The 22,518-nt window shown below is 70.7% G+C and carries 19 protein-coding genes; 9 read left to right on the top strand and 10 right to left on the bottom strand.

Going from position 1 to position 22,518, the window contains the following annotated elements; translation table 11 throughout:
• Window positions 1–69: 69 nt before the first annotated feature.
• Window positions 70–660: a PH domain-containing protein gene (locus HNV26_RS13360; RefSeq protein WP_171440399.1), complete on the top strand. Its 591-nt coding sequence runs from the start codon at window positions 70–72 to the stop codon at window positions 658–660.
• The gene (locus tag HNV26_RS13355) at window positions 653–1,420 is read left to right on the top strand and encodes a PH domain-containing protein (protein WP_171440400.1); all 768 of its coding nucleotides are present in this window, start codon (window positions 653–655) and stop codon (window positions 1,418–1,420) included. The genes HNV26_RS13360 and HNV26_RS13355 overlap by 8 nt, the downstream gene beginning before the upstream one ends.
• Window positions 1,421–1,471: 51 nt before the next feature.
• Here HNV26_RS13355 and HNV26_RS13350 read toward each other — a convergent pair whose 3' ends face one another.
• Window positions 1,472–3,094: an ABC-F family ATP-binding cassette domain-containing protein gene (locus HNV26_RS13350; RefSeq protein ID WP_171440401.1), complete on the bottom strand. Its 1,623-nt coding sequence runs from the start codon at window positions 3,092–3,094 to the stop codon at window positions 1,472–1,474.
• 185 nt (window positions 3,095–3,279) lie between these two features.
• Here HNV26_RS13350 and HNV26_RS13345 point away from each other — a divergent pair, with 185 nt between their 5' ends.
• From HNV26_RS13345 to HNV26_RS13335, 3 genes are all read left to right on the top strand, one after another.
• Complete coding sequence (locus HNV26_RS13345; RefSeq protein ID WP_171440402.1) at window positions 3,280–3,906, top strand: phenylalanine--tRNA ligase beta subunit-related protein; 627 nt, start codon at window positions 3,280–3,282, stop codon at window positions 3,904–3,906.
• A 50-nt stretch (window positions 3,907–3,956) separates the two neighbouring features.
• On the top strand, window positions 3,957–4,733 hold the full coding sequence (locus tag HNV26_RS13340; RefSeq protein ID WP_171440403.1) for a DUF481 domain-containing protein: 777 nt from the start codon (window positions 3,957–3,959) through the stop codon (window positions 4,731–4,733).
• Window positions 4,734–4,879: 146 nt separating this feature from the next.
• Window positions 4,880–5,218, top strand: a complete 339-nt coding sequence (locus HNV26_RS13335; RefSeq protein ID WP_171440404.1) for a CBS domain-containing protein — start codon at window positions 4,880–4,882, stop codon at window positions 5,216–5,218.
• Between the two features lie 27 nt (window positions 5,219–5,245).
• Here the strand turns inward: HNV26_RS13335 and HNV26_RS13330 are convergent, their stop codons facing one another.
• The 3 genes from HNV26_RS13330 to HNV26_RS13320 all read right to left on the bottom strand — a co-directional run bounded on the left by HNV26_RS13330 (window position 5,246) and on the right by HNV26_RS13320 (window position 8,208).
• Window positions 5,246–6,946 (bottom strand): dihydroxyacetone kinase family protein, encoded by a 1,701-nt coding sequence (locus tag HNV26_RS13330; protein ID WP_171440405.1) that lies wholly within the window; start codon window positions 6,944–6,946, stop codon window positions 5,246–5,248.
• Window positions 6,947–6,960: 14 nt separating this feature from the next.
• Window positions 6,961–7,602, bottom strand: coding sequence for a carbonic anhydrase (locus tag HNV26_RS13325; protein WP_140860372.1), 642 nt, complete (start codon window positions 7,600–7,602; stop codon window positions 6,961–6,963).
• A gap of 117 nt (window positions 7,603–7,719) precedes the next feature.
• Window positions 7,720–8,208, bottom strand: coding sequence for a gluconokinase (locus HNV26_RS13320; protein ID WP_171440406.1), 489 nt, complete (start codon window positions 8,206–8,208; stop codon window positions 7,720–7,722).
• Between the two features lie 172 nt (window positions 8,209–8,380).
• On the opposite strand from HNV26_RS13320, the gene HNV26_RS13315 reads away from it, so the two are divergent.
• A complete protein-coding gene (locus tag HNV26_RS13315; protein WP_171440407.1) occupies window positions 8,381–9,433 on the top strand; it encodes a DNA ligase in 1,053 nt (350 codons plus the stop codon).
• A 132-nt stretch (window positions 9,434–9,565) separates the two neighbouring features.
• Window positions 9,566–10,975: a serine/threonine-protein kinase gene (locus HNV26_RS13310; protein WP_171440408.1), complete on the top strand. Its 1,410-nt coding sequence runs from the start codon at window positions 9,566–9,568 to the stop codon at window positions 10,973–10,975.
• A 13-nt stretch (window positions 10,976–10,988) separates the two neighbouring features.
• On the opposite strand, the gene HNV26_RS13305 is transcribed toward HNV26_RS13310, so the two are convergent.
• From HNV26_RS13305 to HNV26_RS13280, 6 genes are all read right to left on the bottom strand, one after another.
• Window positions 10,989–13,049: a neutral/alkaline ceramidase gene (locus HNV26_RS13305; protein ID WP_171440409.1), complete on the bottom strand. Its 2,061-nt coding sequence runs from the start codon at window positions 13,047–13,049 to the stop codon at window positions 10,989–10,991.
• A 144-nt stretch (window positions 13,050–13,193) separates the two neighbouring features.
• On the bottom strand, window positions 13,194–15,365 hold the full coding sequence (locus HNV26_RS13300; protein ID WP_171440410.1) for a GAF domain-containing sensor histidine kinase: 2,172 nt from the start codon (window positions 15,363–15,365) through the stop codon (window positions 13,194–13,196).
• Window positions 15,366–15,526: 161 nt separating this feature from the next.
• A complete protein-coding gene (locus HNV26_RS13295) occupies window positions 15,527–16,186 on the bottom strand; it encodes a DapH/DapD/GlmU-related protein (RefSeq protein ID WP_171440411.1) in 660 nt (219 codons plus the stop codon).
• Between the two features lie 12 nt (window positions 16,187–16,198).
• Entirely contained in the window at window positions 16,199–17,959 is a 1,761-nt protein-coding gene (locus tag HNV26_RS13290) for a histone deacetylase family protein (protein ID WP_171440412.1), read from the bottom strand.
• Between the two features lie 129 nt (window positions 17,960–18,088).
• Complete coding sequence (locus tag HNV26_RS13285) at window positions 18,089–18,817, bottom strand: phosphatase PAP2 family protein (protein WP_171440413.1); 729 nt, start codon at window positions 18,815–18,817, stop codon at window positions 18,089–18,091.
• Between the two features lie 57 nt (window positions 18,818–18,874).
• The gene (locus HNV26_RS13280; RefSeq protein WP_020478281.1) at window positions 18,875–19,114 is read right to left on the bottom strand and encodes a hypothetical protein; all 240 of its coding nucleotides are present in this window, start codon (window positions 19,112–19,114) and stop codon (window positions 18,875–18,877) included.
• A gap of 142 nt (window positions 19,115–19,256) precedes the next feature.
• Between HNV26_RS13280 and HNV26_RS13275 the strand changes: the two genes are divergently transcribed.
• Together HNV26_RS13275 and HNV26_RS13270 are read left to right on the top strand one after the other, a co-directional pair.
• Window positions 19,257–20,672 (top strand): NAD-dependent succinate-semialdehyde dehydrogenase, encoded by a 1,416-nt coding sequence (locus HNV26_RS13275; RefSeq protein ID WP_171440414.1) that lies wholly within the window; start codon window positions 19,257–19,259, stop codon window positions 20,670–20,672.
• Window positions 20,673–20,791: 119 nt separating this feature from the next.
• Window positions 20,792–22,474, top strand: coding sequence for a mechanosensitive ion channel family protein (locus HNV26_RS13270; RefSeq protein WP_253816534.1), 1,683 nt, complete (start codon window positions 20,792–20,794; stop codon window positions 22,472–22,474).
• Window positions 22,475–22,518: the final 44 nt, after the last annotated feature.

Below are 22,518 nucleotides of genomic sequence, written 5' to 3'. Positions count from 1 at the left end.
AATGAGAGATGCTCCGGTCCGTAATGCCTGAGTCCTCTCTCGAGAAAGACGCCTGCTGGTGAGCCGCACATGACAGACCCGGGGTCGCCCTCCCCTCTGACGGTGGTCCCCGATGGTGACGGGGGCTTCCTGTCGCGCCTGCCCACGGTGCTGCAACCGCACCGCAGCCTGCTCACCTACTACCTCGTCAGCGCGCTGCTGGCCGGGCCCGGCTTCCCCATTCTCGGGCTCATCCGCTACTTCAAGTACCAGACGCTGCGCTACACGCTGGACGACGAAGGCATCACCGTCCGCTGGGGCATCCTCTTCCGGCGGGAGGTGTCCCTCACCTACGCGCGCATCCAGGACATCCACCTGTCCAGCAACCTGGTGGAGCGCTGGCTGGGGCTGGCGCGCATCCAAATCCAGACGGCGAGCGGCAACTCACAGGCGGAAATCACCATCGAGGGCGTTCCCGCGTACGAGGCGATGCGGGACTTCCTCTATTCGAGGATGCGCGGAAGCCGCGAACGGCCCACGCCTACGCAGGAGAGCGCACGCGCCATGCCCGCCGGCGACCATGACGCGCTGGCGGCCACGCTCCGCGAGATTGCCGAGGAGGTGCGCGCCCTGCGGCTCAGCCTGGACAGCGGCGCCACGCGGGAGAAGCAGGATGTCTGACGCCGCGCCCGCCTGGCTCCTGCGCCTGCTGAAGGTGCCCCCCGCGCCGCACATCCCCGAAGGTGCGGCGGTTCGCGTGTTCCGCGCCGCCCTGGCCCATCGCCAGCTCCAGTTGCTCCGTTGGGGCCTGCGGCAGGCCGGCGTCGTAGTGGGCCTGATTTTCACCTGGGTGGCGGTGAAGAACCGGTTCGTCCCGCACCTGCCCTACGCGCATGCGGACTCGGTCTTCTTCGCCTTCGAGATGTTCGCCTGGCTCGCGTTCGCCGTGCAGGCCCCCATCACCTTCCTGGTGGCGTGGCTCGACTACGAGTACCGCTGGTACATCCTCTCCGGCCGCAGCCTGCGCATCCGGGAAGGGCTCGTCGCCATCCAGGAGAAGACGATGACCTTCGCCAACATCCAACAGGTCTCCATCCGGCAGAACCCGCTCCAGCGGCTGTTCGGCATCGCCGACGTGAAGGTGGAGACGGCGGGCGGAGGCAGCAAGCGCGGCTCGCAGGACGCGGACGCCTCACACACGGAAGGGCTGCACGAGGCCCACTTCCGGGGCGTGGACAATCCGGAGGAGATTCGCGACGTCATCATGGCGCGGGTGCGCATGCACCGGGACGCCGGACTGGGCGAGCCGCAGCCTCCCGAGCCGGCGCGGCCCGAGCCCGTAGCCTCCTCGGCCGCGACGCTGGGCGCGGCGAAGGAGCTGCTGGGTGAGATGCGGGCGCTGCGAAGCGCCCTGACGGCCCAGGGCCGCGTGGAGCCCTGAGCCGCCGTGAAGCGCGATGTGCCCGGTGGACGCCGGGCCCCTCGCGGTGCTTCAGCTCCGCAGACCGGGCGCTTCCTGACCGGTGCGGGCCACGTACTCGGTGTAGCCGCCGCCGTACTGGTGGATGCCCTCGGGCGTCAGCTCCAGCACGCGGTTGGACAGCGCGGCCAGGAAGTGACGGTCGTGGGAGACGAACAGCATCGTCCCCTCATAGCGGGAGAGCGCCGTAATCAGCATCTCCTTCGTGGCCATGTCCAGGTGGTTGGTGGGCTCGTCCAGCACCAGGAAGTTCGGCGGGTCGAAGAGCATCTTCGCCATGACGAGCCGGGCCTTCTCACCACCGGACAGCACGCGGCACTTCTTCTCCACCTCGTCGCCGGAGAAGCCGAAGCAGCCGGCCAGCGCCCGCAGCGAGCCCTGACCCGCGCGGGGGAAGGCGTCCTCCAGCGCCTGGAACACCGTCCGCTCGCCGTCCAGCAGGTCCATGGCGTGCTGCGCGAAGTAACCCATCTTCACGCTGCCACCCAGCGCCACGTTGCCCGTGTCCGGCTGCGTGGAGCCCGTCACCAGCTTCAGCAGCGTGGACTTGCCCGCGCCGTTGACGCCCATGACGGCCCAGCGCTCCGTGCGGCGCACCAGGAAGTCCAGCCCCTCGTAGATGATGCGGCTGCCGTAGGCCTTGTGAACGCCCTTCAGGCTCACCACGTCGTCGCCCGAACGCGGCGCCGGCTGGAACTCGAAGAGCACCGTCTGGCGCCGCTTGGGCGGCTCCACGCGCTCAATCTTCTCCAGCTTCTTCACCCGGCTCTGCACCTGCGCGGCGTGCGAGGCGCGCGCCTTGAAGCGCTCGATGAACTTCAGCTCCTTGGCGAGCATGGCCTGCTGGCGCTCGAACTGCGCCTGCTGCTGCTTCTCGTTCATCGCCCGCTGCTGCTCGTAGAACTCGTAGTTGCCGGTGTAGGTCGACAGCGAGCCGCCGTCGATCTCCACCACCTTGTTCACGATGCGGTTCATGAACTCGCGGTCGTGTGACGTCATCAGCAGCGCGCCGTCGTAGTTCTTGAGGAACTCCTCCAGCCAGATGAGGCTCTCGATGTCGAGGTGGTTGCTCGGCTCGTCGAGCAGCATCGCGTCCGGACGCATCAGGAGGATGCGGGCCAGCGCCACGCGCATCTTCCAACCACCCGACAGCGCGCCCACGTCGCCGTCCATCATCTCCTGGGTGAAGCCCAGGCCCGCGAGAATCTCCCGCGCGCGGCCTTCCAGCGCGTAGCCGCCCAGCTCCTCGAAGCGCCCCTGGACCAGGCCGTAGCGCTCCACGAGCTTGTCCATGTTGTCCGCCTGGTCCGGGTCGGCCATGGCGGCCTCCAGCTCCTTCAGCTCGGCGGCCACGGTGCTCACCGGGCCCGCGCCGTCCATCACCTCGGCGGCGGCGCTGCGGCCCTCCATTTCACCCACGTCCTGGCTGAAGTAGCCAATGGTGACGCCCCGGTCGACCGCGACCTGGCCCTCGTCGGGGTGCTCCTGGCTGGTAATCATCCGGAACAGCGTCGTCTTGCCGGCCCCGTTGGGTCCGACGAGGCCCACCTTCTCCCCCTTGTGGAGCGCCGCGGAGGCCTCGATGAAGAGAATCTGCTGGCCGTTCTGCTTGCTGATGTTGTCGAGACGAATCATGTGCGTGCGGGGGGCCCGGAAGCGGGTGCGGCGCCCTTATGCCACGTAGCCCGCCCCGGAAAGAATGTTCCGAACCCCTGGGAAGCGACTTCTCTTGCATGGGAGCGGACAGGCGGGGGAGCCCCCGGTCCCAGGCTTGAAGTGGGACCTGCCCCCACTCGCGCCATGGCATAGACTGCCGCGCCGTGCTGACCGTCGACGCCCACCCCTCCCTGGACACCCTGGCCTTCACCACCACCTTCCCCGGGCCGCTGGGCGGACTGCCCTCCCCGGAGTGGCTGGTGGCCCTGCTGAAGCCCGGCGCCACCGCCCCCCTGTCCAGCGACGACACCGTGCGCGGCGCCATCCGCGACATGCTCCGCCACGGCGGCTACAAGCCCACCGGGCGTGGCAAGCCCGCGTCGGAGTACCTGGTGCGCGCCTCGGGTGACGGCTCGCTGGGCGCCATCAACCTGGCCGTGGATGCCTGCAACGCGGTGTCCCTGCACAGCGGCCTGCCCATCAGCGTGGTGGACCTGGACCGGGCCACCGCCCCCTTCCGCGTGGGCGTGGCCCCGGAGGGCGCGCAGTACGTCTTCAACGCGTCCGGGCAGAGCATCGACCTGGCGGGCCTGCTGTGCCTCTTCGACGCGGAGGGCCCGTGCGCCAACGCCGTCAAGGACGCGCAGCGCACCAAGACGAACGCGGACACCCACCGCACCCTCACCGTGCTCTGGGGCGCCAAGGCCCTGGGCGAGCGGACCGCGCGCGCCTTCGACTGGTACCGGGAGCTGCTGGAGCGCGCGGGGGCCACGGTGGAGCGCCTCCCCTGAGCTGCACGGGCGCCCTTGAAACACGCCGGCCGACGGGGCAGACCCAGGCCATGGCGGGACGGAAATCCAGCAGGTGGGTGCTGCTGCTCGTGTGGCTTCATGCGGCGAGCGCGGCGGCGCAGATCGTCAACGTTCAAGCGCTGTTCGACGAGAACACGGGCCCGGGGCGTTCGGCGGCCGTGGACCTGGGCGCGGACTGGCGCACGGGCAGCACCCACCTCTTCAGCGTGCGCGGCGCCCTGCTGGGCCAGTGGCGCAGCGAGACGCACACCTGGCTGGCCGTCATCCGGGGGGAGTACGCCTTCGCCGCCGATGAGGTCATCGTCAGCAAGGTGATGGAGCACGTCCGCTACCGCTACGGATTCACGAAGCGGCTCTCCGGCGAGGTGTTCCTCCAGCACGAGTTCGACAAGTTCCGCCGCATCCAGTTCCGGGCCCTGCTGGGCGCGGGGCCCCGGGTGAGGGTGTTGACCGACGAGAAGGCCACGCTGGTGGTGGGGCTCGCGCTGATGCTGGAGCACGAGCGCATCCGCCGGGATTCCGAACCGGATGCCGGGGAGCTCCGCACCGACCCGCGCCTGTCCAGCTACGTGCTGGGGCGGCTGGAGTTCATGGAGAACGTCTTCCTGGTGCAGACGCTCTACGCCCAACCCCGCGTGACGAACCCCGCCGACATCCGCCTGCTCAACGACACCATCTTCGAGGTGAAGCCCAACGAACGCCTCTCGGTGGGCATCGGCTTCAACCTCACCTTCGACAACTCTCCGCCCCTGGGCGTCCCCAAGCTCGACACCCAGCTGCGAACCTCGGTGGGCATCCGGCTGTAGCCGCCTTCGTCTCACGAAGTGTGTCACCCGGGAGACAGCAGCCAGCCCTCGCCTGCCTCCCCGCCCATGCCGGGCAACGTCCCGGTTGTTGGCAACTGTCTTGCTACGGTGCCTCGCAGGGCAACAACAGGGTGGCGAGGCCGGTGATGACGGAACTGTACGTGGAGCGCGAGGACACGGTGGCGAAGGCAGTGACGCTCTTCCCCAGGGACACGGTGGTGAGGGCACTGTCACTGATGCAGCGGTATGGCCTGAGCAGGCTGCCGGTGGTGGACGACGTGCACGGCGAGCTCATCGGCGACGTGACGGCCGACGACCTCACCCGGGTCTGGCAGCACGCGCCGCTGGCCTGTATGTCGGAAATTCTTTCACTGAAATCCCTGCGGGTTGAAGACCTGGAGGACACCACCCGTTGGGGGCCGCGCCTCACCCTGGTCTCCCCCCTGGTGGACGTGTACCAGACCAGCAAACGCTGGGTGCAATAGGCCGGAAGGTCCGAATCCCGACGGCGCTCAGCCAATGCCAGGCGTGAGCGCCTTCATCCACACCACCACGGCGGCGGCGCCCGCGTCCGGCACACCGACGGCGCGCGCCCCCAGGTAGCTGGCACGTCCCAGGCGCGGCTGCATCCGGGACGTCGCCGCCTCTCCCGCCTCGGCCGCTTGCACCGCCGAGGCCCAGGCCTCACGAGCCCCCTGTCCGCCGCGCACTCCCTTCGCGAACGCGTCCGCGGCGGGCCGGAGCGCATCGAGCATGGTGCGGTCCCCAGGCCGCGCGCCGCCCAGCTCCGACACGGCGCTGACAGCCAGGTCGAAGGCCTCGGCCCAAGCGGCGGCATCCACGGGCCCTTCCGCCAGCCTGCGCGCGGCGCGCAGCAGCGCCGTCGCGTAGAAGGGCCCCGAGCTGCCGCCAATGCTGCGCCGCAGGGCATTGCCCATGGCCGTCAGCGCGCGCGCGGGGCTCGTCCACGCGTCCTCCGGGAGGGCGCGAATCGCCTCGGCGCCACGCACCAGACTGAGGCCCAGGTCACCGTCGCCCGCGGCGCTGTCGAGCGCGGTCAGCCGGGACTCCGACTGCTCGAACGCGTCCGCCACCCACAAGGCGGCCTTCCGGAAGCGGTCCATCCCCGGTCGCGGCGCCTCCGCCGGAAGCGATGCCGAAGACGCCGCGGACGAAGGCCGGTACACCCCCGGCTCCTTCGGCAGCCGTCCCGCGCCGGGCCACGCGGGCGCATCCGCCGCCGCATCCAGGCGGGCCAGCCGCGCGTCGTCCACCTTCAGCAGCGTCAACGAGCAGCCGGGCATCTCCAGCGCGGAGAGGAACGTCCCGCTCCACGCGCGCTCCACGCGGATGCCGCCCTGACGCAGAGCGGCCAGCGCGCGCCGGGCGACGATGGCCAGCTCCATGGGCGGCGTGCCCCCCAGCCCGTTGACGAGCAGCACCACCCTGTCTCCCGAGCTGATGCGCCGGTCCTCGACGATGGTGGTGAGCAGCGTGTCCACCAGGCTGTCCGCCGTCTGCATCGGCACGCGCCGCACGCCCTGCTCGCCGTGGATGCCCAGGCCCAGCTCGATTTCGTCCTCCTCCAGCGTGAAGCCCGGCTTGCCCGCCGCGGGCACGGTGCAGGGCCCCAGGGCCACGCCCATGGTGCCCAGCGCCTCCGCCGCCTCGGTGGCCTCGCGGAGGACGTCCTGGAGCGCCGCGCCCGCCGCGGCCGCCGCGCCCGCGACCTTGTGGACCAGCACCGTGCCCGCGATGCCCCGGCGCCGCGCGGGCTCCACCGTGTCGTGCAGGGACACGTCGTCCGCAACCACCACCGTCTCCACGGGGATGCCCTCGGCGCGCGCCAGCTCGGCGGCGAGCCCGAAGTTGAGCCGGTCCCCGGTGTAGTTCTTCACGACGAGCAGCGCGCCCGCGGGCCCCGCGACGGCGCGGATGGCGGCCAGCACGGCATCGGTGCTGGGCGAGGTGAAGACGTCACCTGCCACCGCCGCGTCCAGCATGCCCGCGCCCACGTAGCCCGCGTGCGCGGGTTCATGGCCGCTGCCGCCACCGGAGATGACAGCCACCTTGCGCGCGCGGACGTCGGAAGGCGTGTCGGCGCGGAGCACCACCGACTCCCCCTCCAGCAGCGCCTGCCCGGGGGCGAGCGAGACCAACCCCTCCAGCATCTCCCGCACCACCGCGCGAGGGGCGTTGACCAGCTTCTTCATGAAAGTGTCCTCTCTCAGACGCCGTTGAAGAAGTCGACCGCGCCCGTCTCCAGCGAGTACTCGGCGCCGACGATGCGCATGCCTTCCTCGCGGCACAGACGCTCCAGCAGGCGGCTGCCATGGCGGAGAGTGTCGCAGGAGTTGCGGATGTTGGCGCGGACGGCTTCCTTCATCAGGAACTCCGGATCCGCCTTCGGCCCGGCGGCGCTCACCACCGTCGTCACCGGCTCGAGGCAGCGCTCCACGATGTCGCGGATGTTCTCGGACGCCTCGCTCTTGCCTTCACGCACGTAGTCCAGCGTGGCCTGGATGGCGCCGCAGTGCGAATGCCCCATCACCACCGCCAGGCGCGTGCCGAACTTCGCCGCCGCGAACTCCACGCTGCCTACCAGCGACGGCGCGACGACGTTGCCCGCCACGCGGATGACGAACAGGTCCCCCAACCCCTGGTCGAAGATGTACTCCGACGGCGCGCGCGAGTCCGAACACGAGAGGATGATGGCGAAGGGACTCTGCCCCGCCACCAGCGCCTGCCGGGCGGAGCGGCCGAGCGGGTTCTCCATGTTGCGCGCGTTCAGGACGAACCGCTGATTGCCCTCCCGAAGGCGCGCAAGAGCATCCTGGGCGGAGATGGGCGGCGTCGAAGCGGTGGGCATTGCGTGGGTCCTTGAGGGTGGATGAAGCGGAAAGGTGGCAACCCAGCGGAGCGCTATACACCAGCCGGGCCACCAAGGGACGGGCCGTCCTCCTGCGTCAACGCGGGAGTTCAGCCGTCAGACACCCAGCTCCGCACGGATGCGCTTCACGATGTCCGCTGGCGGCGGCGTCACGTCCACGCTGAGCGCGCGCGAGGGCAGTTCCATGGTCGCCAGCTGACTCTCCAGCAGGGACGCGGGCATGAAGTGGCCCTGGCGCTGCGACATCCGGCGGGCGAGCACCTCATGCGGCGCGTGCAGGAACACCCACCTCACGTGTGCGGGGTCCAGCTCCTCCAGCAGCGTGCGGTAGGCCTGCTTGAGGCCGGAGAACGCCATCACCACGTCCTCGCCCTGCGCCAGCGCCCGCGCCACTTCATCGCGCAGCTTGCGCAGCCAGGGGGCGCGGTCCTCGTCCGTCAGCGGCGTGCCCGCGGCCATCTTCATCACGTTGGAGCGCGGGTGCAGGTCATCCGCGTCGATGAAGCGCCAGCCCAGCTCGGCCGCCAGGGTGCGGCCCACCGTCGTCTTCCCCGCTCCGGACACCCCCATGATGATGACGACCATTGACGCGACTCCTCCTGGTTCCGGGGCGCACTCCACATCATCGTGAGGTGCCCAACGGCCTGGCGCCACCCCATCCGAGGCGGAATGCCCACCGCATCACGTCCTGAGACGTCAGCCCCAGGGGGTATGCTTCATCCCATCGCCGCTCCGGATGCGGCACGGAGGGTCGGTCATGGCGGACATCGCGGACGGGGAGCAGGTCTCGGTTCAGGGCTCGGGTTCCAAGCCCTACATCCTCAAGAACACCGGCGGTGTGTATTCGTGTTCATGCCCCGCCTGGCGCAACCAATCGGTGGCCATCGAGCGGCGCACCTGCAAGCACCTGCGCCGCGTGCGCGGAGACGCCGCGGAGGACGCGCGCATCGGCGGAGACGCGTCCGGCGCGCCCGCGGTCCCCGCGCGTCCGACGAGGAGCACGTCCGCCAGCGACGACACCAAGGCCCCGCCCCTGCTGCTGGCCCAGTCGTGGGAGAACGACGTGGACCTCACCGGCTGGTGGATGAGCGAGAAGCTGGACGGCGTGCGCGCGTACTGGGACGGGAAGCAGTTCTGGTCGCGGCTGGGCAACGCGTTCCTCGCGCCGGAGTGGTTCACGGCGGGGCTGCCGGACTTCCCGCTCGACGGAGAGCTGTTCGGCGGGCGCAAGCGCTTCCAGCGCACGGTGAGCATCGTCCGCCGGCAGGACCGCAGCGACGATTGGAAGGAGCTGGCCTTCGTCGCCTTCGACGCGCCCGGCGTGGAAGGCACCTTCGAGGCGCGGCTGGAGCGCTGCCGGCAGTGGATGGAGGAGACGAAGCCCGGGTATGCGCAGTGGCATGCCCACGCGCGCTGTGACGGCACGCCGCACCTGCGCGCGGAGCTGGCGCGCGTGGAGGCGCTGGGTGGAGAGGGCCTCATGCTGCGTCAGCCCGGGTCGCGCTACGAGGCGGGCCGCTCCCATACGCTGCTCAAGGTGAAGAGCTTCAAGGACGACGAAGCGCGCGTGGTGGGACACGTGGCGGGCGCGGGCCGCCACAAGGGCCGCCTGGGCGCGCTGGAGGTGGAGCTGCGCAACGGCACGCGCTTCAGCGTGGGCACGGGCCTGTCGGACGCGGAGCGCGCAGCGCCGCCCCCCGTGGGTGCCATCATCACCTTCCGCTACCAGGAGCTGTCCAACGACGGCGTGCCACGCTTCCCGTCGTACGTGGGTGTGCGCGTCGACGCCGCCCCCTTCGCCGCGAGCTGAGGCCAGCCGTCCCGCGGCAGGAGTCACCGGTCCGCTGGTCGACGGAGCGGCGCCGCATTGCCACCTGACAGACGGTGCGTGCCCGGGGTGATGCGCGCCCGGGCGCCACCCTGGTGTCTGCTTCAGGGAACCATGCACTGCGAGCTCTGTCTGACCGAGCATCCCCACGATGTGGCGTGTGGCGGCGAGCCCTGGACGCAGGTGTACCTGTCCACGGGCGACGCGGAGGCACCTCCCGTGGACCTCACGGGCCAGACGTTGGGAAGTTACCGGCTGGTCCGCCGGCTGGGCGCTGGAGGGATGGGCACCGTCTACCTGGGCGAGCAGACGCGCATTGGCGCACGGGTGGCGGTGAAGGTGCTGCACCCCCACCTGGGCCGGGACGAAAGCCTGCGCGCGCGCTTCTACGCGGAGGCACGCACGGTCAACATGGTGGGCCATCCGAACATCGTCCACATCTTCGACATCAACGAGGCGCCCGGCGGCATCCACTACTTCGTCATGGAGTACCTGGAAGGCGTGCCCATGTCGCACCTGCCCCGGCCCATGGTGCCCGCGGCGTTGGTGTCGCTGCTGGCGCAGGCGTGTGACGCGCTGGACGCGGCGCACCGGTGCGGCGTGGTGCACCGGGACTTGAAGCCGGACAACCTCTTCGTGGTGCGGCACGCGGGCGAGCCGCCGTCGCTGCGCGTGCTGGACTTCGGCGTGGCCAAGGCGCGCCGCCCCCACCCGGGGGAGGATGAGACGGCGGCGGGCATCGTCCTGGGCACGCCGGCGTACATGGCGCCCGAGCAGTCCGCGGGGCAGCCGGTGGACGGACGCGCGGACATCTACGCGCTGGCGGTGACGGCCTATTACCTGTCCACGGGGCAGCTCCCCTTCGAGCGGGGACAGATGGTGGAGCTGGCGCTGGGCACGGGCCCGGTGGGCGCGCCGCCGCCGCACCTGCTGGTGCCCGGGGTGCCGCCCGCCTTGTCGGAGGTGCTGCTGCGCGCGCTGTCGCGCCGCTGCGAGGACCGCTACGCCACCGCGCTGGAGTTCAAGGAGGCCCTGCTGCTGGCCGCCGCCCAGCCGCTGGCGGACGCCCTATCCCCCCAGACGCCGCCGCCGCGCAGCCACACGCCGGTGCCGTCCCTGGCGTGGCTGGACATGGAGGACCCGGCGACGGAGCCCAACGCGCTCACCCCACCCCTGACGTGGGTGGCGCGGGTGCGGCGCCGCTCCGGCGAGGGCGACGTGGAGGTGCTGTGCACGGAGCTGAGCCGGGGCGGGCTCTTCATGTGCTGCGCGGACCCCTTCCCGCGCCTGTTCAACCGGCTGGAGTTCACCCTGCTGCTGGCCGGCGAGCTGGTGGAGTGCGCGGGCGAGGTGGTGCGCCACGTGGACGCCGCCCAGGCGCAAACGTGGGGCATGTTGTCCACGGGCGTGGGCGTGCAGTTCATCAACCCATCCGCCCGGCTGTGCGAGCTCATCCGCCGCGTGCAGCCCCACCGGCTGACCACGCCCGCGTCCACGTTGATGCGCGCGGAGGTGGTGCTGTGACGCGGGCCGCGCGTCACTTCACCGTGAAGGTCCGTGAGGCACCGGAGTAGGGCCGCACGTTGCCGTCCCAGCCCGACTTCCAGTTGCCCTCGTGGACGAGCCGGTACGTGCCCGGCGCCGTGTCGTCGGGGATGCCCCACGTCACGGTGACGTGGGAGCACGCCAACGTGGGCACGCAGTTCTCGCGCCGCCACTGGTAGCGCGTGGCCGGGTCCGCGTCGGTGGCCACGTCCGTCCAGGAGCCGTCCGGCTCGCGCCGCTGCACGCGCAGGAAGGTGCCCTCCTGGCGCAAGTCATTCTTGGGATGCCCGCCCCAGAAGGTGGCGCTCGCCGTGTCACCGCGCGAGTACGTGGGCCGCGCGTCGGTGACGACCTCGCCGAAGTCCACCCACAAGAGCTTGTCGTCGAACACCACGCCGGGTTGCAGGCTGAGCTGCTCCTTGCGCAGGTCCCTGGGCGTGGGCCCGGGAAGCACACCGGCGCCATCCCGCAGCGACGTGGCCAGCAGGTGGAAGTTCTGCTGGAGGGCCGCGAGCGTCCACGGGCCGAAGTGCGTGGAGGCCCCTTCGTAGTCCTGGCGCGCGTACTCCTCGCGGGTGGTCACGTAGCCCGAATAGGCATTGGACAGGCCCGCGATGACGACGTCCGTCACGCCCGCGGGCGCCAGCGCCGTCTCCACGGTGTCGCGCAGGCGGCGTCCGGCCATGGTCGTCAGCTCGAAGGGCACCGCCACCAGCGCCAGGTTGCCAATGGTGACCAGTTGCAGGGGCAGCACCTCCGGCGTCCACGGGAAGGGCCGCATGCTGCCCATCTCCAGGACGATGGGCTTCTCCGCCTGACACGGCGTGGTGGCGAGCGAGCAACTGAACTGCCCCCAGGCATTCTGGCCGGCGGCGCAGGTGACGCCCTCCACGCCGACGCCCGGCCCATCCTCCGCCCCCGCCAGCATGGACACGCCGATGGCCGCCGGGCAGGTGGCTCGCGGCGCGCCGTCCGCGAAGGCGGGCGCCACGTCCACCGCGTCCATCTTCACGTAGACGTGCCGGTAGTCCACGCCGCCCGTGAGCGGCGTCTTCGCCTCCGCCCACAGCTTCGCGGCGAAGTCGTACTGCTTGCGGCCGGAGAGGTCCGTGTCCTCGAAGTCATTGGCACCGCCGCCGTTCGTGCCTCCCAGGATGTTGGGCGTCACGTCGCCCTCGTTCGCGTTGGCGAAGGCGGCGACGAACGTGTCCCCCGCCCCCTGCGCCTGCTCGGCGAGGTACGAGGCCAGGCCCTTGTTGTCGCCGCTGATGAGCGTGTTGCCGTTGCCCATGGACGTGGCGTGCACCGCGAACCAGTTGATGAGCCCCATGTCGGTGCCATCCGCGCGGGTGAGACGCAGCAGCGTCATCCGCGTGTCCACGTCGTGCGCGTAGCGGGCGCGCTCCTCGGCCGGGTTGAGCAGGTAGGCGTCGGGGGAGCGGTTGCGGCTGGCGCCGAACAACTCCCCTGACGACAGGCGCAGCGTGCCCTCGGCGAGCCGCTCGTGCGCCTGGACGATGGAGGCGACGATGCCGGAGACGATGGCCTCGAAGTTCTGCGGCGAGAAGCCCAGCGTGGTGAGGTTGTAGAAGGTGTAGTGCGAATAGCCCCCGGGCCCGGAGTGGGTGTGGGTGGCGCTCAGCAGCACGTTGTCGTCGGTGTACAGGTCGCCATAACGCGCGCGCAGCCGCTCCACGACCTGCTGCTTCACCGCCTGGAACACCATGCCCAGGTCCGCGCTGACGAAGGCCACCCGCTTGCCGTTGCAGGGCGAGGCGATGACGAACGCGCGCGAGCGCAGCCGCTGGTGGATGCCGGTGGTCTGCTGCTCCAGCATGCCGTAGCCCATCATCCCCACCTCGGCGGCGGGGCCGGTGATGTCGGCGCTGCCCGCGCCCAGCAGGAAGTCCCGCGCGTCCTCGCACGCTCCCGTCAGGCCGGACGCGGCGGACTCGGGATGAGGGGAGCTCCGCCAGGGCTGGCTGGCCGCCTGGGCGCCCGTGGCGAGCACGAGCGAGAGTGCCAGCAGGTGCCGGACGAAGTGGGTGCGCATGGCCTGCCTCCAAGGCGCCAGGGGACATCCCCTGGGGTGGAAGTGCATAACGCTTCAGGGCGGGCGCGCAGTACCGGAAGAATGAGCCGTCGAGAGGGCTACAGTCCGCGCGAGAGCCGGCGGTGACACCGGCCGTCTCAGCGCTCACGCGCCCGGCTGGTTCGCCGGGGCCTTGGGCGGCGCGGCGTTGAGCGCCACGCGGAAGGTGGTGCCGGCGCCCACCGACGACTCCACGGAGATGTGGCCGCCCAGCGCCGTCACAATCGTGTCACAGATGGACAGCCCCAGGCCGGTGCCCAGGCCAGAGGACTTGGTGGTGAAGAAGGGGTCGAAGATGCGGCGCAGGTGCTCCGGGGGGATGCCCTGGCCCGAGTCGCTCACCACCACCATCACCCGGCCGCCCACCTCCGCGCGGGTGGTGAGGCGGATTTCGTTCGCCTCCGAATCGCCCTCTTCGATGGCGTGCGCGGCGTTGATGAGGAGGTTGAGGAACACCTGGAACAGCTTGCCCTCGTTGCCACGGACGAGCGGCACCTCTCCGTAGTCCTTCACCAGCCGGGCGCGGGCGCGCACCACGCTGGCGGCCATCTGCGTCACGGATTCGAGCACCGCGTGGACGTCCACCGACTCTTCCTTGCCGTCCTCCACGCGGGAGAAGACGCGCAGCTGGCGGACAATCTGGCGCATGCGCTCGGCGCCCTCGCGGGCGTCGTCGAGCACCTGCCGCAGCTCCACCATGTCCTCCGGGGAGAGCATCCGTGGGCGCACGCCGCCCACGGCGCTGTGGAGGAAGTCCAGGTTGGACAGCACGTACGCCAGGGGGTTGTTCAGCTCGTGGGCGATGCCCGCGGCCAGGAGGCCCATGGAGGCCATGCGGTCGGTCAGCATGAGCTGCGCCTGGGTGCGCTTGCGCTCGGTGAAGTCGCGCGCCACGGTGATGCGCGCGGGCGAGCCGTCCAGCACCACGGCCAGCGTCACCAGGTCCGCCACCACCACCTCACCGTCGCTGCGCACCAGCGGCATCTCCACCACGCGCGCCGCGCTCTTGCCCTCCAGCGCCTGGCTCAGGTGGAGCTGCGCGGCCCCCCGGTCCTCGGGGCGGACCAGGTCCAGCATGTGGCGGCCCACCAACTCCGAGGCGTCGCGGAAGCCCAGGTACTGCACCAACGCCGGGTTGACGGAGAGCAGCACGCCGTCGCCCACGTGCACCAGCACCGGGTCCGGGAAGGCCTCGATGAGCAGGTGGACGCCGGCCTCCGTGCGCCGCAGCGTCGTCTCCGTGCGCATGCGCAGCGCGTTGGCCGTGCGCTGCTCCAGCGCCAGGGACAGCGCGCCCGCCGCGCCCGACAGCAGGTTCACCTCGATGGGGCCCCAGGACTCGGGTGCACGGCAGTTGTCGAAGCCGATGACGCCGAAGAGCTGCCCGTGGACGTGCATGGGCAGCAGCAGCACGGAGCGGACGCCCTGCGCCTCCAGCATGGGCGCCAGCAACTCCGAGAAGTCGCGGGGCTGCCCCTGCACCGGCTCGCCGCGCTGCAGCTGTTCGGACTGGTGGGGCCGCAGGGCCACGTCGAAGGGCAGGCCGTGCATGTTGGGGTCCTCCAGGTTGGGAGGAACCCCTGGCGCGCACCACTCCGCGCGCTGCGACGCCAGCAGCGCGCCGTTCTCGGCGAAGTGCATCTCGAAGACGTAGACGCGGCTGGCGGCGGACACATGGCCCAGCGGCTCGACCACTGCGCCGTACAGGTCGTCCGGCAGGTCGTGCCCCATCATCCGCCGCTGCACCTGCACCATGGCGTCCAGGTAGCGCTCGCGGGTGGTGACGGCATCCTCCGCGGCGCGCCGCGGCGTCACATCCAGGAGCGTCCCCAGCACCTCTCCTGGCACGGTGGCCAGGGCCCGGGCGGACAGCTCCACCCAGCGGACGCCATGGCCGCCGCCCGTGTCCACGCGGACTTCCTGGCGCGAAACGGGGGTGCCTGGGGTGTACGCCAGCAACGCTTGGGCGCGCGCGCGGTCCTCCGGGTGGATGGCCTCCAGGAGCGCGCGGCCCCGCCACGCGGACACGGGCGTCCCGGTGAGCCGCTCCCAGGCACCACCCAGCACCGTGAGCCGCCCCTGCGCGTCGAGCTGGAACACCACCTCGTGCAGCAGCTCGGACAGGTGCCGGAAGCGCTCGGACTCCACCTGGCTCCCGGCGTGTGACGCCTGCGACTTCATGGGAGGGAGCAGCTCGCACGCCATGTCGGCGGGAGCCGTCCCTGAAGCCTTCCCGGGAGCGTCCATGACCGCCGCGTCCCGTTGCTCGTCTGCCACGTGCTGGCCTCCCTCGCGCCTCATCGGAGAGGGGCCGGAGCCCTGACAGCACCTACGGCTGCCGGGAGCGAATCCAGACCCTGCGGTTCCCCTCCCGGAGCGACGTCGACCCGAAGCATATTGGGTCTCAATAACTGGAAGTCAATGAATGCGGGAGAAGTTCACGCTCCGTCTTCGGGCTCCCATCCACCCGGAGCACCTGAGCGGGGCCGCTGCCGCCGGTCCCCTACGACGCGGGCCGGCACGCCCGCGACAACGGCCCACGCCGGCACATCCCGGGTGACGACGGCCCCCATGGCCACCACGGCGTGGTCCCCCACGGTGACGCCGTCCGTGATGCCGGCATTGGCCCCCACCCACACGTCCGCGCCGATGACGAGCCCCCGCGAGGTGACGGGTTGCTCGCGCACGGGCCGGTCCGGGGCCATGCCGTGGTCGAAGGCGTAGAGGGTGGCTCCGGTGGCGATGCGGGTGCCCTCGCCGATGCGGATGCCCGCGGCGCCGCCGTCCAGGCTCGCCCGGGCGTTGATGCTCACCCGGGGCCCGAGCGTCACGGGGCCGTGGAGGAAGACATCCGCGGCGATGCTGCACCCGGGGCCGATGGAGACGGTGCGTCCGGGCTCGGCGAAGATGCGCGCCTCCGGGGCGATGAAGCACCCCTCCGCGATTTCCACCGTCTCCAGTTCGCGCAGCAGCGCCTGCACCTCGCGCTGCCAGGCATCCGCCCATTCGCGGTGGCGGGGCTTGAGGACGAAGTAGAGCCACGGCATCCAGGAGAGCCGGCGCTTGTGCTGCTCACGGCGAAGCGCGTCCAGGTCCACGCCCCTTCCCTATCATGCTCCGGTCGCCAGCCGGGTGGGTTCCCAGGTGAAGCGGCAGCGCTCGCGCTCCCGGGCAATGGCCTCCACGTCTCCGGCCTCGGGCTCCAGGCGCGACACCATGTCGCTCGCCTCCCATGCATAGGGCTGACCGTTGAGCAGGACGTGGCCGTCCACCACCGACTGGGAGACCTCCAGGAGGGGCAACTGCCTCAGGTCGCGCAGCAGCGCCTCGAAGCGCCCCTGCCGCGCCGGGTCGAGGAAACGAAAGCGCGAGCGCGCCAGCGCCGCCAGGTGGAACCACATGGGACGGAAGGCCACGCCCGCCAGGGTGAGACGCCGGGCCATCACGAGCAGCATCTCCGTGGCCTCGCGCGCCAGGCCCAGGCCCGGCACGTCCTGGCCGGGGAGCCGCGAGCGCCCCTCTCTGAAGCGGGCGCGCGGGTGGCGCAGGCTGAGCCAGTTGACGAAGAGGAAGGGCTCCCCCGCCAGCACGCGGCGCTCCACGACGCAGTCCACCAGCTGGTGCTCCTGGCCCGCGACCCAGCCGTGCACCTCCATCCGGTCCCCCTCTCCCACGGAGCCCACCTCCACGCGCAGCCGGCTGTAGCCGAGCCGCTCCACGTAGGAGAGGATTCCGTAGCGGAAGAAGGCGTACTCGAGCGCCTGCGCCGTGTAGTAGCCGAGGATGCGCGGCTGGCGCTGGCCGCCGCTCAGGCCCAGGGCGCCCTCCAGGTCCTCCTGGGTGATGGGCTCGTCCAGCGGCGTCGCGCCCTCGCGCGTCAGTGAGCGGGCGATGCGCCGATACCGCGCGCTCAGCGGGTCGTAGCGCGCCCTGATGCGGCGACGGCCCTGCCCCGCGAGGACGAGCACGGTGCCCGCGAACACCTTCCACGCGTCGCGGTGATAGCCCCCGCCTGGAAGCCAGACGCTGGGGATGCCACGCAGGGCGCGCGCCAGGGCCCGGTCCCTACGACGGGCGCCGTCCAGGGACAGGCCCACGCGGCCGAAGCGGTCTCCCGCGAGCACGTCGCTGCCCGCGATGACGAAGGCCACGTCCGGCCGGGGCATGCGCTCCAGGAGTCCGTCGAGCAGGGCCAGGTACGTCCTGTCGTCCGTGTCCTCGGGGACGCGCGTCTCATCCACTTCGGGCGACAGCGCGCCCCAGTCGCTGCCGGACAGCGAGCCCATCCAGGCCCGCTTCTGTCCCGCCAGACACTCCGCCGTGCCATCCGGCGGGTGGGCATCCAGGTCGAGCACCACGGCCTGTCCGTCGAAGCCATCCGCGTGGAGGGCGGCGAGCGCTACCGCGATGTCATTCACCGCGCAGAAACCGCCGCCGCGCGCCGGACCGGCGTGGTGGAAGCCGCCCGCCATGTTCACCACCGGGCCCTTGCGCGCCACCGCGAGCCGCGCCGCGCCCAGCGTGCCGCCACACACCCGCCGCAGGTTGGACAGCAGCGCGTCCACCGGCACGTCGGCGGGGTCGGTGGCGAAGATGCGCGCCAGCGTCTCCGGCTGGCCGAGCGACTCCAGATAGGCGGCGTCATGCACGCGCGACAGCTCGGCGAGGCTCACCGGCTGCGGATGGTGCACGTCCTGGGTGCGCAGCGCGCGGGCCTCCAGGAGATACCAGGTGGTGAAGTCCACCCCGCGCGGCTCGATGCCCGCGGAGGACTCGATGCCGGTGAGGGGCAGCCGGTAGGACTCGTCGTAGAAGGCGGGCACCGGCGCGCCGCCCCAGCTCCATCGCGACAGCCAGTCCCGCAGGCTCATGGGCCCCTATCTCTCACGGCGTCAGGTCTGGGACCAGGGTCCCACGGGACGCCCAGGCACCACGGCCCCATGGAGCTTCGCGCAGTGAACGGCGCCAGGGGTGGACGGCCTGACGCGGCCCGCCGCGCTTCACGCCACCGGGCGCCGGGCCTCCGCGCGCAGCGCGGGACTCCGCCGGCGGAGCGTCCGCGCGCAGAACGCCATGAGCAGCGCCCACGCCAATCCGGCCACCCAGCCGCCCAGCACGTCCGTGGGGTAGTGCACGCCCAGGTAGACGCGCGTCAACCCCACGAGGAACGACAACAGCAGCGCCACGGTGAGGACGTAGAGCTTGAGTCGCTTGCGCTCGGCGAGCTGCGCCAGCAGTGCGCCCAGCGTGAGGTACACGGTGGCCGACAGCATGGCGTGCCCACTGGGGAAGCTCTGGCTGACCACCTCGGTGAGGTGCGGCACCACGGACGGCCGAGGCCGGGCGAAGAGCTGCTTCAGCAAGACATTGAGGCCCGCGCCCCCCAGCGTCGCGCCGAGCACGAGCAGCAGCGTCCGGTAGCGCCTCACCAGCAGGAGGAAGCCACACACCGCCAGGGTGGTGAGCGTCAGCACGGGAACGCCGCCCAGCGCCGTCACGTCCTCCGCCGCGCGCCGCAGCCACCAGGGCCCGCGAGGCCGCGCCGGGTCCTCGGGGTTGCGCAGCGCCAACAGCATGCGTTCATCGAACTGCTGCGTCTCGCCCTCGGCCACCTCGTCCGACAGGGCGATGAAGCCCAGACAGCAGACCAGCACCAGCAACAGCAGCCCCAGTGGCCGCGTCACCGCCACGTCCCATCCCGACATCCACTGCCAGAGCCTCCGCCACATGGCGGTGACTGTATGCACTCCAGCGTCTGGCAGGGCGTCTCCCGCGCGGAACGTTGGCTACCCGGGAAGGCGGATGCGGTCGCTGCCCGCGCTGCCGAAGGCCGCGCCGAGGACGCAGAAGAAGTGCAGAACGAAGCCTGGGATGAAGAAGAACCAGTAGCCGGCCCCCACCATCAGGAACCACAGGACGGCGCGCAGGAACTGGCCCTTGTAGAGCTGTCCCAGGCCGGGAATGACCAAGGACAGCACCCCGGCGATGAGGAAGTTGAAGCGGCGCTCGCGGATGATGTCGGCCATGGCGGTCTCCAGTCCTGCCCCCCATATAAAGGAGGGGCCGGGGCCACGAAAGCCCTGGAGTGAACGGCCGGACGCTCGGGCCACGAGCGGCACGGCCTCCCCGCGCCTGGCTGCTATCACAGGGCCCCAAGGAGGCACTTCCATGGCCATTTCCACCATCGACCCGGCGACCGGCAAGACGCTGCGCACCTTCACGCCCCTCTCCACCGAGGAACTGGAGGCGAAGCTCCAGACCGCCGCCGACACGTTCCGCGCCTACCGCGAGACGACCTTCGCCGACCGCGCCACCTGGCTGCGGCGCGCGGCCGACCTGCTGGAGGCCGAGGCCGACCGCTACGGCCGCATCATGACGCAGGAGATGGGCAAGCCCTTCGACGCCGCCAAGGCCGAGGCGAAGAAGTGCGCCACGGCCTGCCGCTACTACGTGGACAAGGGCGAATCCCTCCTGCGCGACAGGCTCGTCGACATGGGCAGCGGCCGCGCCTTCGTGCGCTACCAGCCCCTGGGGCCCGTGCTGGCCATCATGCCGTGGAACTTCCCCTTCTGGCAGGTGGTCCGCTTCGCCGCGCCCGCGCTGATGGCGGGGAACGTGGGCCTGCTCAAGCACGCCCACAACGTGCCCCAGTGCGCACTGGCCCTGGAGGAGCTCTTCCTTCAAGCGGGCTTCCCACGCGGCGCCTTCCAGACGCTGCTCATCGAGACAGCCGACGTCCATCGCGTCATCGAGGACCGCCGCGTGCGCGCGGTGACGCTCACCGGCAGCGAGGGCGCGGGCCGGGCGGTGGGCGCCGCCGCGGGCAAGGCCATCAAGAAGGTGGTGTTGGAGTTGGGCGGCAGTGACCCGTTCATCGTCATGCCCAGCGCGGACCTGGAGAAGGCGGTGGAGACGGCGGTGTCCGCGCGCCTCATCAACAACGGCCAGTCCTGCATCGCCGCCAAGCGCTTCATCATCGCCGACGCCATCTACCCCGAGTTCGAGCGTCGCTTCGTGGAGCGGATGAAGCGCGTCACGGTGGGCGACCCCATGGATGCGAAGACGGACCTGGGCCCCCTGGCGACGCGCGGCATCCTCGACGGGCTCCATGCCCAGGTGGAGGCGAGCGTGAAGGCCGGCGCGAGGCTGCTCCTGGGCGGCAAGCCCCTGGAGGGTCCGGGGAACTTCTACCCGGCCACCGTCCTGGCCGAGCCCCCGCCCCAGGCCCCCGCCTTCCACGACGAGCTCTTCGGCCCCGTGGCCACGCTGCTGCGCGCGCGTGACGTGGACCACGCCGTGGAGCTGGCCAACGCGACGCCGTTCGGCCTGGGCGCCAGCGTGTGGACGCAAGACGAAGCCGAGCAGCGTCGCTTCGTCGACGGCATCGAAGCGGGCATGGTGTTCGTCAACGCGCTGGTGGCGTCAGACGCCAGGCTCCCGTTTGGCGGCGTGAAGCACTCCGGCCACGGGCGCGAGCTGGCGGACGTGGGCATCCACGAGTTCATCAACATCAAGTCCGTCCGCATCGCCGCGGCGGAGGACACGAAGCAGCAGCCTCCGCCCCGCGGCGCCATCAGCGAGTAGACGGCCCTTCAGCGGAACGGCCGGGGCGTGGCCTCACCGCGCCCCACTCGCATGAGCCGCCCCTGACGGAAGCGCAGCTCCGCGCGAACGAACCGTTTTGCATGATATGCAACAGTTGCATGGAGATCTTCCGTCTCGCGGATACGGTTGAGTTGAATAACGCATGGCTTGTCGGCCTGAGCGTGACCCTGATGCTGCTCGCGCTCTGGGCCCTTCTGGTGGCCTCCAGTGCGCTGCTGTACCAGGGCATCCGGCTGGTGGGCCTGAAGGTGCTGGAGCAGGCGGCAGACGCCCTTCGCAAGCGCGCCCGGCTGAGCGCCGCCCTCCTGTCCTTCGTGGTGGTGGTCGCCGGCATCGCGGTGCTGGGCTTTTCCCTGTGGGCGAAGAAAGACCTGGCCCCCCACTTCAATTCCTTGCTTGGGGGGGTGACGGCGGAAGGGCTGGCGAACGTGGGGCGCGGAGCGGGGCTGCTGGTGCTGTTGATGGCGGCCTTCCTGGTGCTGGAACGCGCGGCGAGCCAGCTCCTGGTGCGGATCGAACGCAGGTTGAACGAATGGGAGTTGCCCCCGAAGCAAAGGGCCCATGCCCAGAAGGCGATGGAGCAGGGGCCCGGCTTCATCAAGCTGCTGCTGGCCTACTTCGCGGTGGGCCTGGCGCTCGCCTCGCTGCAACTCCCGGCCGTGCTCGACTGGCTCATTGGCACCACCCTCTTCGTGCTGCTGGCCATCAGCGGCGGGCGGCTGGCGGTGTCCCTGCTGCACCTGGCCTCAGAGCGGCTGGTCGGGACCTGGGCGGCGAAGAGCACGGCCACGAAGTACGAGGAGTACTTCCTGGCCCTCGGCCGGCTGCTCCCGGTGGGACAGAAGAGCCTGGAGGCCATCGTCTACATCTCGGTGGCGACGCTCGTCATCCGCCGGTTCCAGGGCCTGGAGTTCTTTGCGCCATACGGGCCGGTGCTCATCCGCGTCATCGCCCTGTTCTTCGCCGCCAGCGTCGTCGTGGAGTTCGTCCGGCTGCTCATCGCGCGGGCCTTCAAGGTGGACGGCCCCAACCCGGATGACGCGACCCGGCGGCGCAACACCTTCGTCGCCCTCATCCAGAGCGCCTCCAAATACCTGGTCTACTTCCTGGTGGGGATGATGGCGCTCAGCGACATTGGCGTGGACCCCACTCCCATCCTCGCTGGCGCCGGCATCGTCGGCCTCACCGTGGGCCTGGGCTCGCAGGCCATCGTCACGGACATGGTCAACGGCGTCTTCCTGCTCTTCGAAGACCAGATATTGAACGGCGACTACATCCGCATCAACGATACAGAGGGCGTGGTGGAGGAGATAACGCCTCGCATCACCCGCATTCGCGACCGCTTCGGGCGCCTTCACATCCTCCGCAATGGCGAAGTCAAGAATGTCATCAACTACAGCCGCGGCTGGACGCTGGCCATCGTGGACATGGCCGTGGCCTATGAAAGCGACCTGAAGAAGGTGATGGATGTGATTCGCCAGGTGTGCGAGCAGGTGCCCATGCTGTCGCAGGGGAAGGTGTCCGAAATCCCCAAGCTTCTGGGTATCGAGAGCATGGACGAGAGCTGGATGACCATGCGCATCGAAGCCAAGGTGCAGCCAGGGACACACTTCGACGTGAAGCGGCTCCTCAACCGGCTGCTGATCGAGGCCTTCAACGCCAATGGCCTGGAAATCCCCTACCCCAAGGGGGTGGAATACGAGGGGGGCCCGTTGCTTCCCGCCCCCTCCGCGGCGCCGCCGCAGGAGGAGCCCCAGGCGCTCGCCGCCTCAAACCGGTAGCGATAGCGGTGCCTCCCCAGGATTCGAGTTGCTTCGTCTTCAGC

The sequence above is a fragment of the Myxococcus xanthus genome (genome assembly GCF_013116825.1).
Classification (GTDB): Bacteria; Myxococcota; Myxococcia; order Myxococcales; family Myxococcaceae; genus Myxococcus; species Myxococcus xanthus_B.
This window is presented reverse-complemented; position numbering and strand designations above follow the sequence as displayed.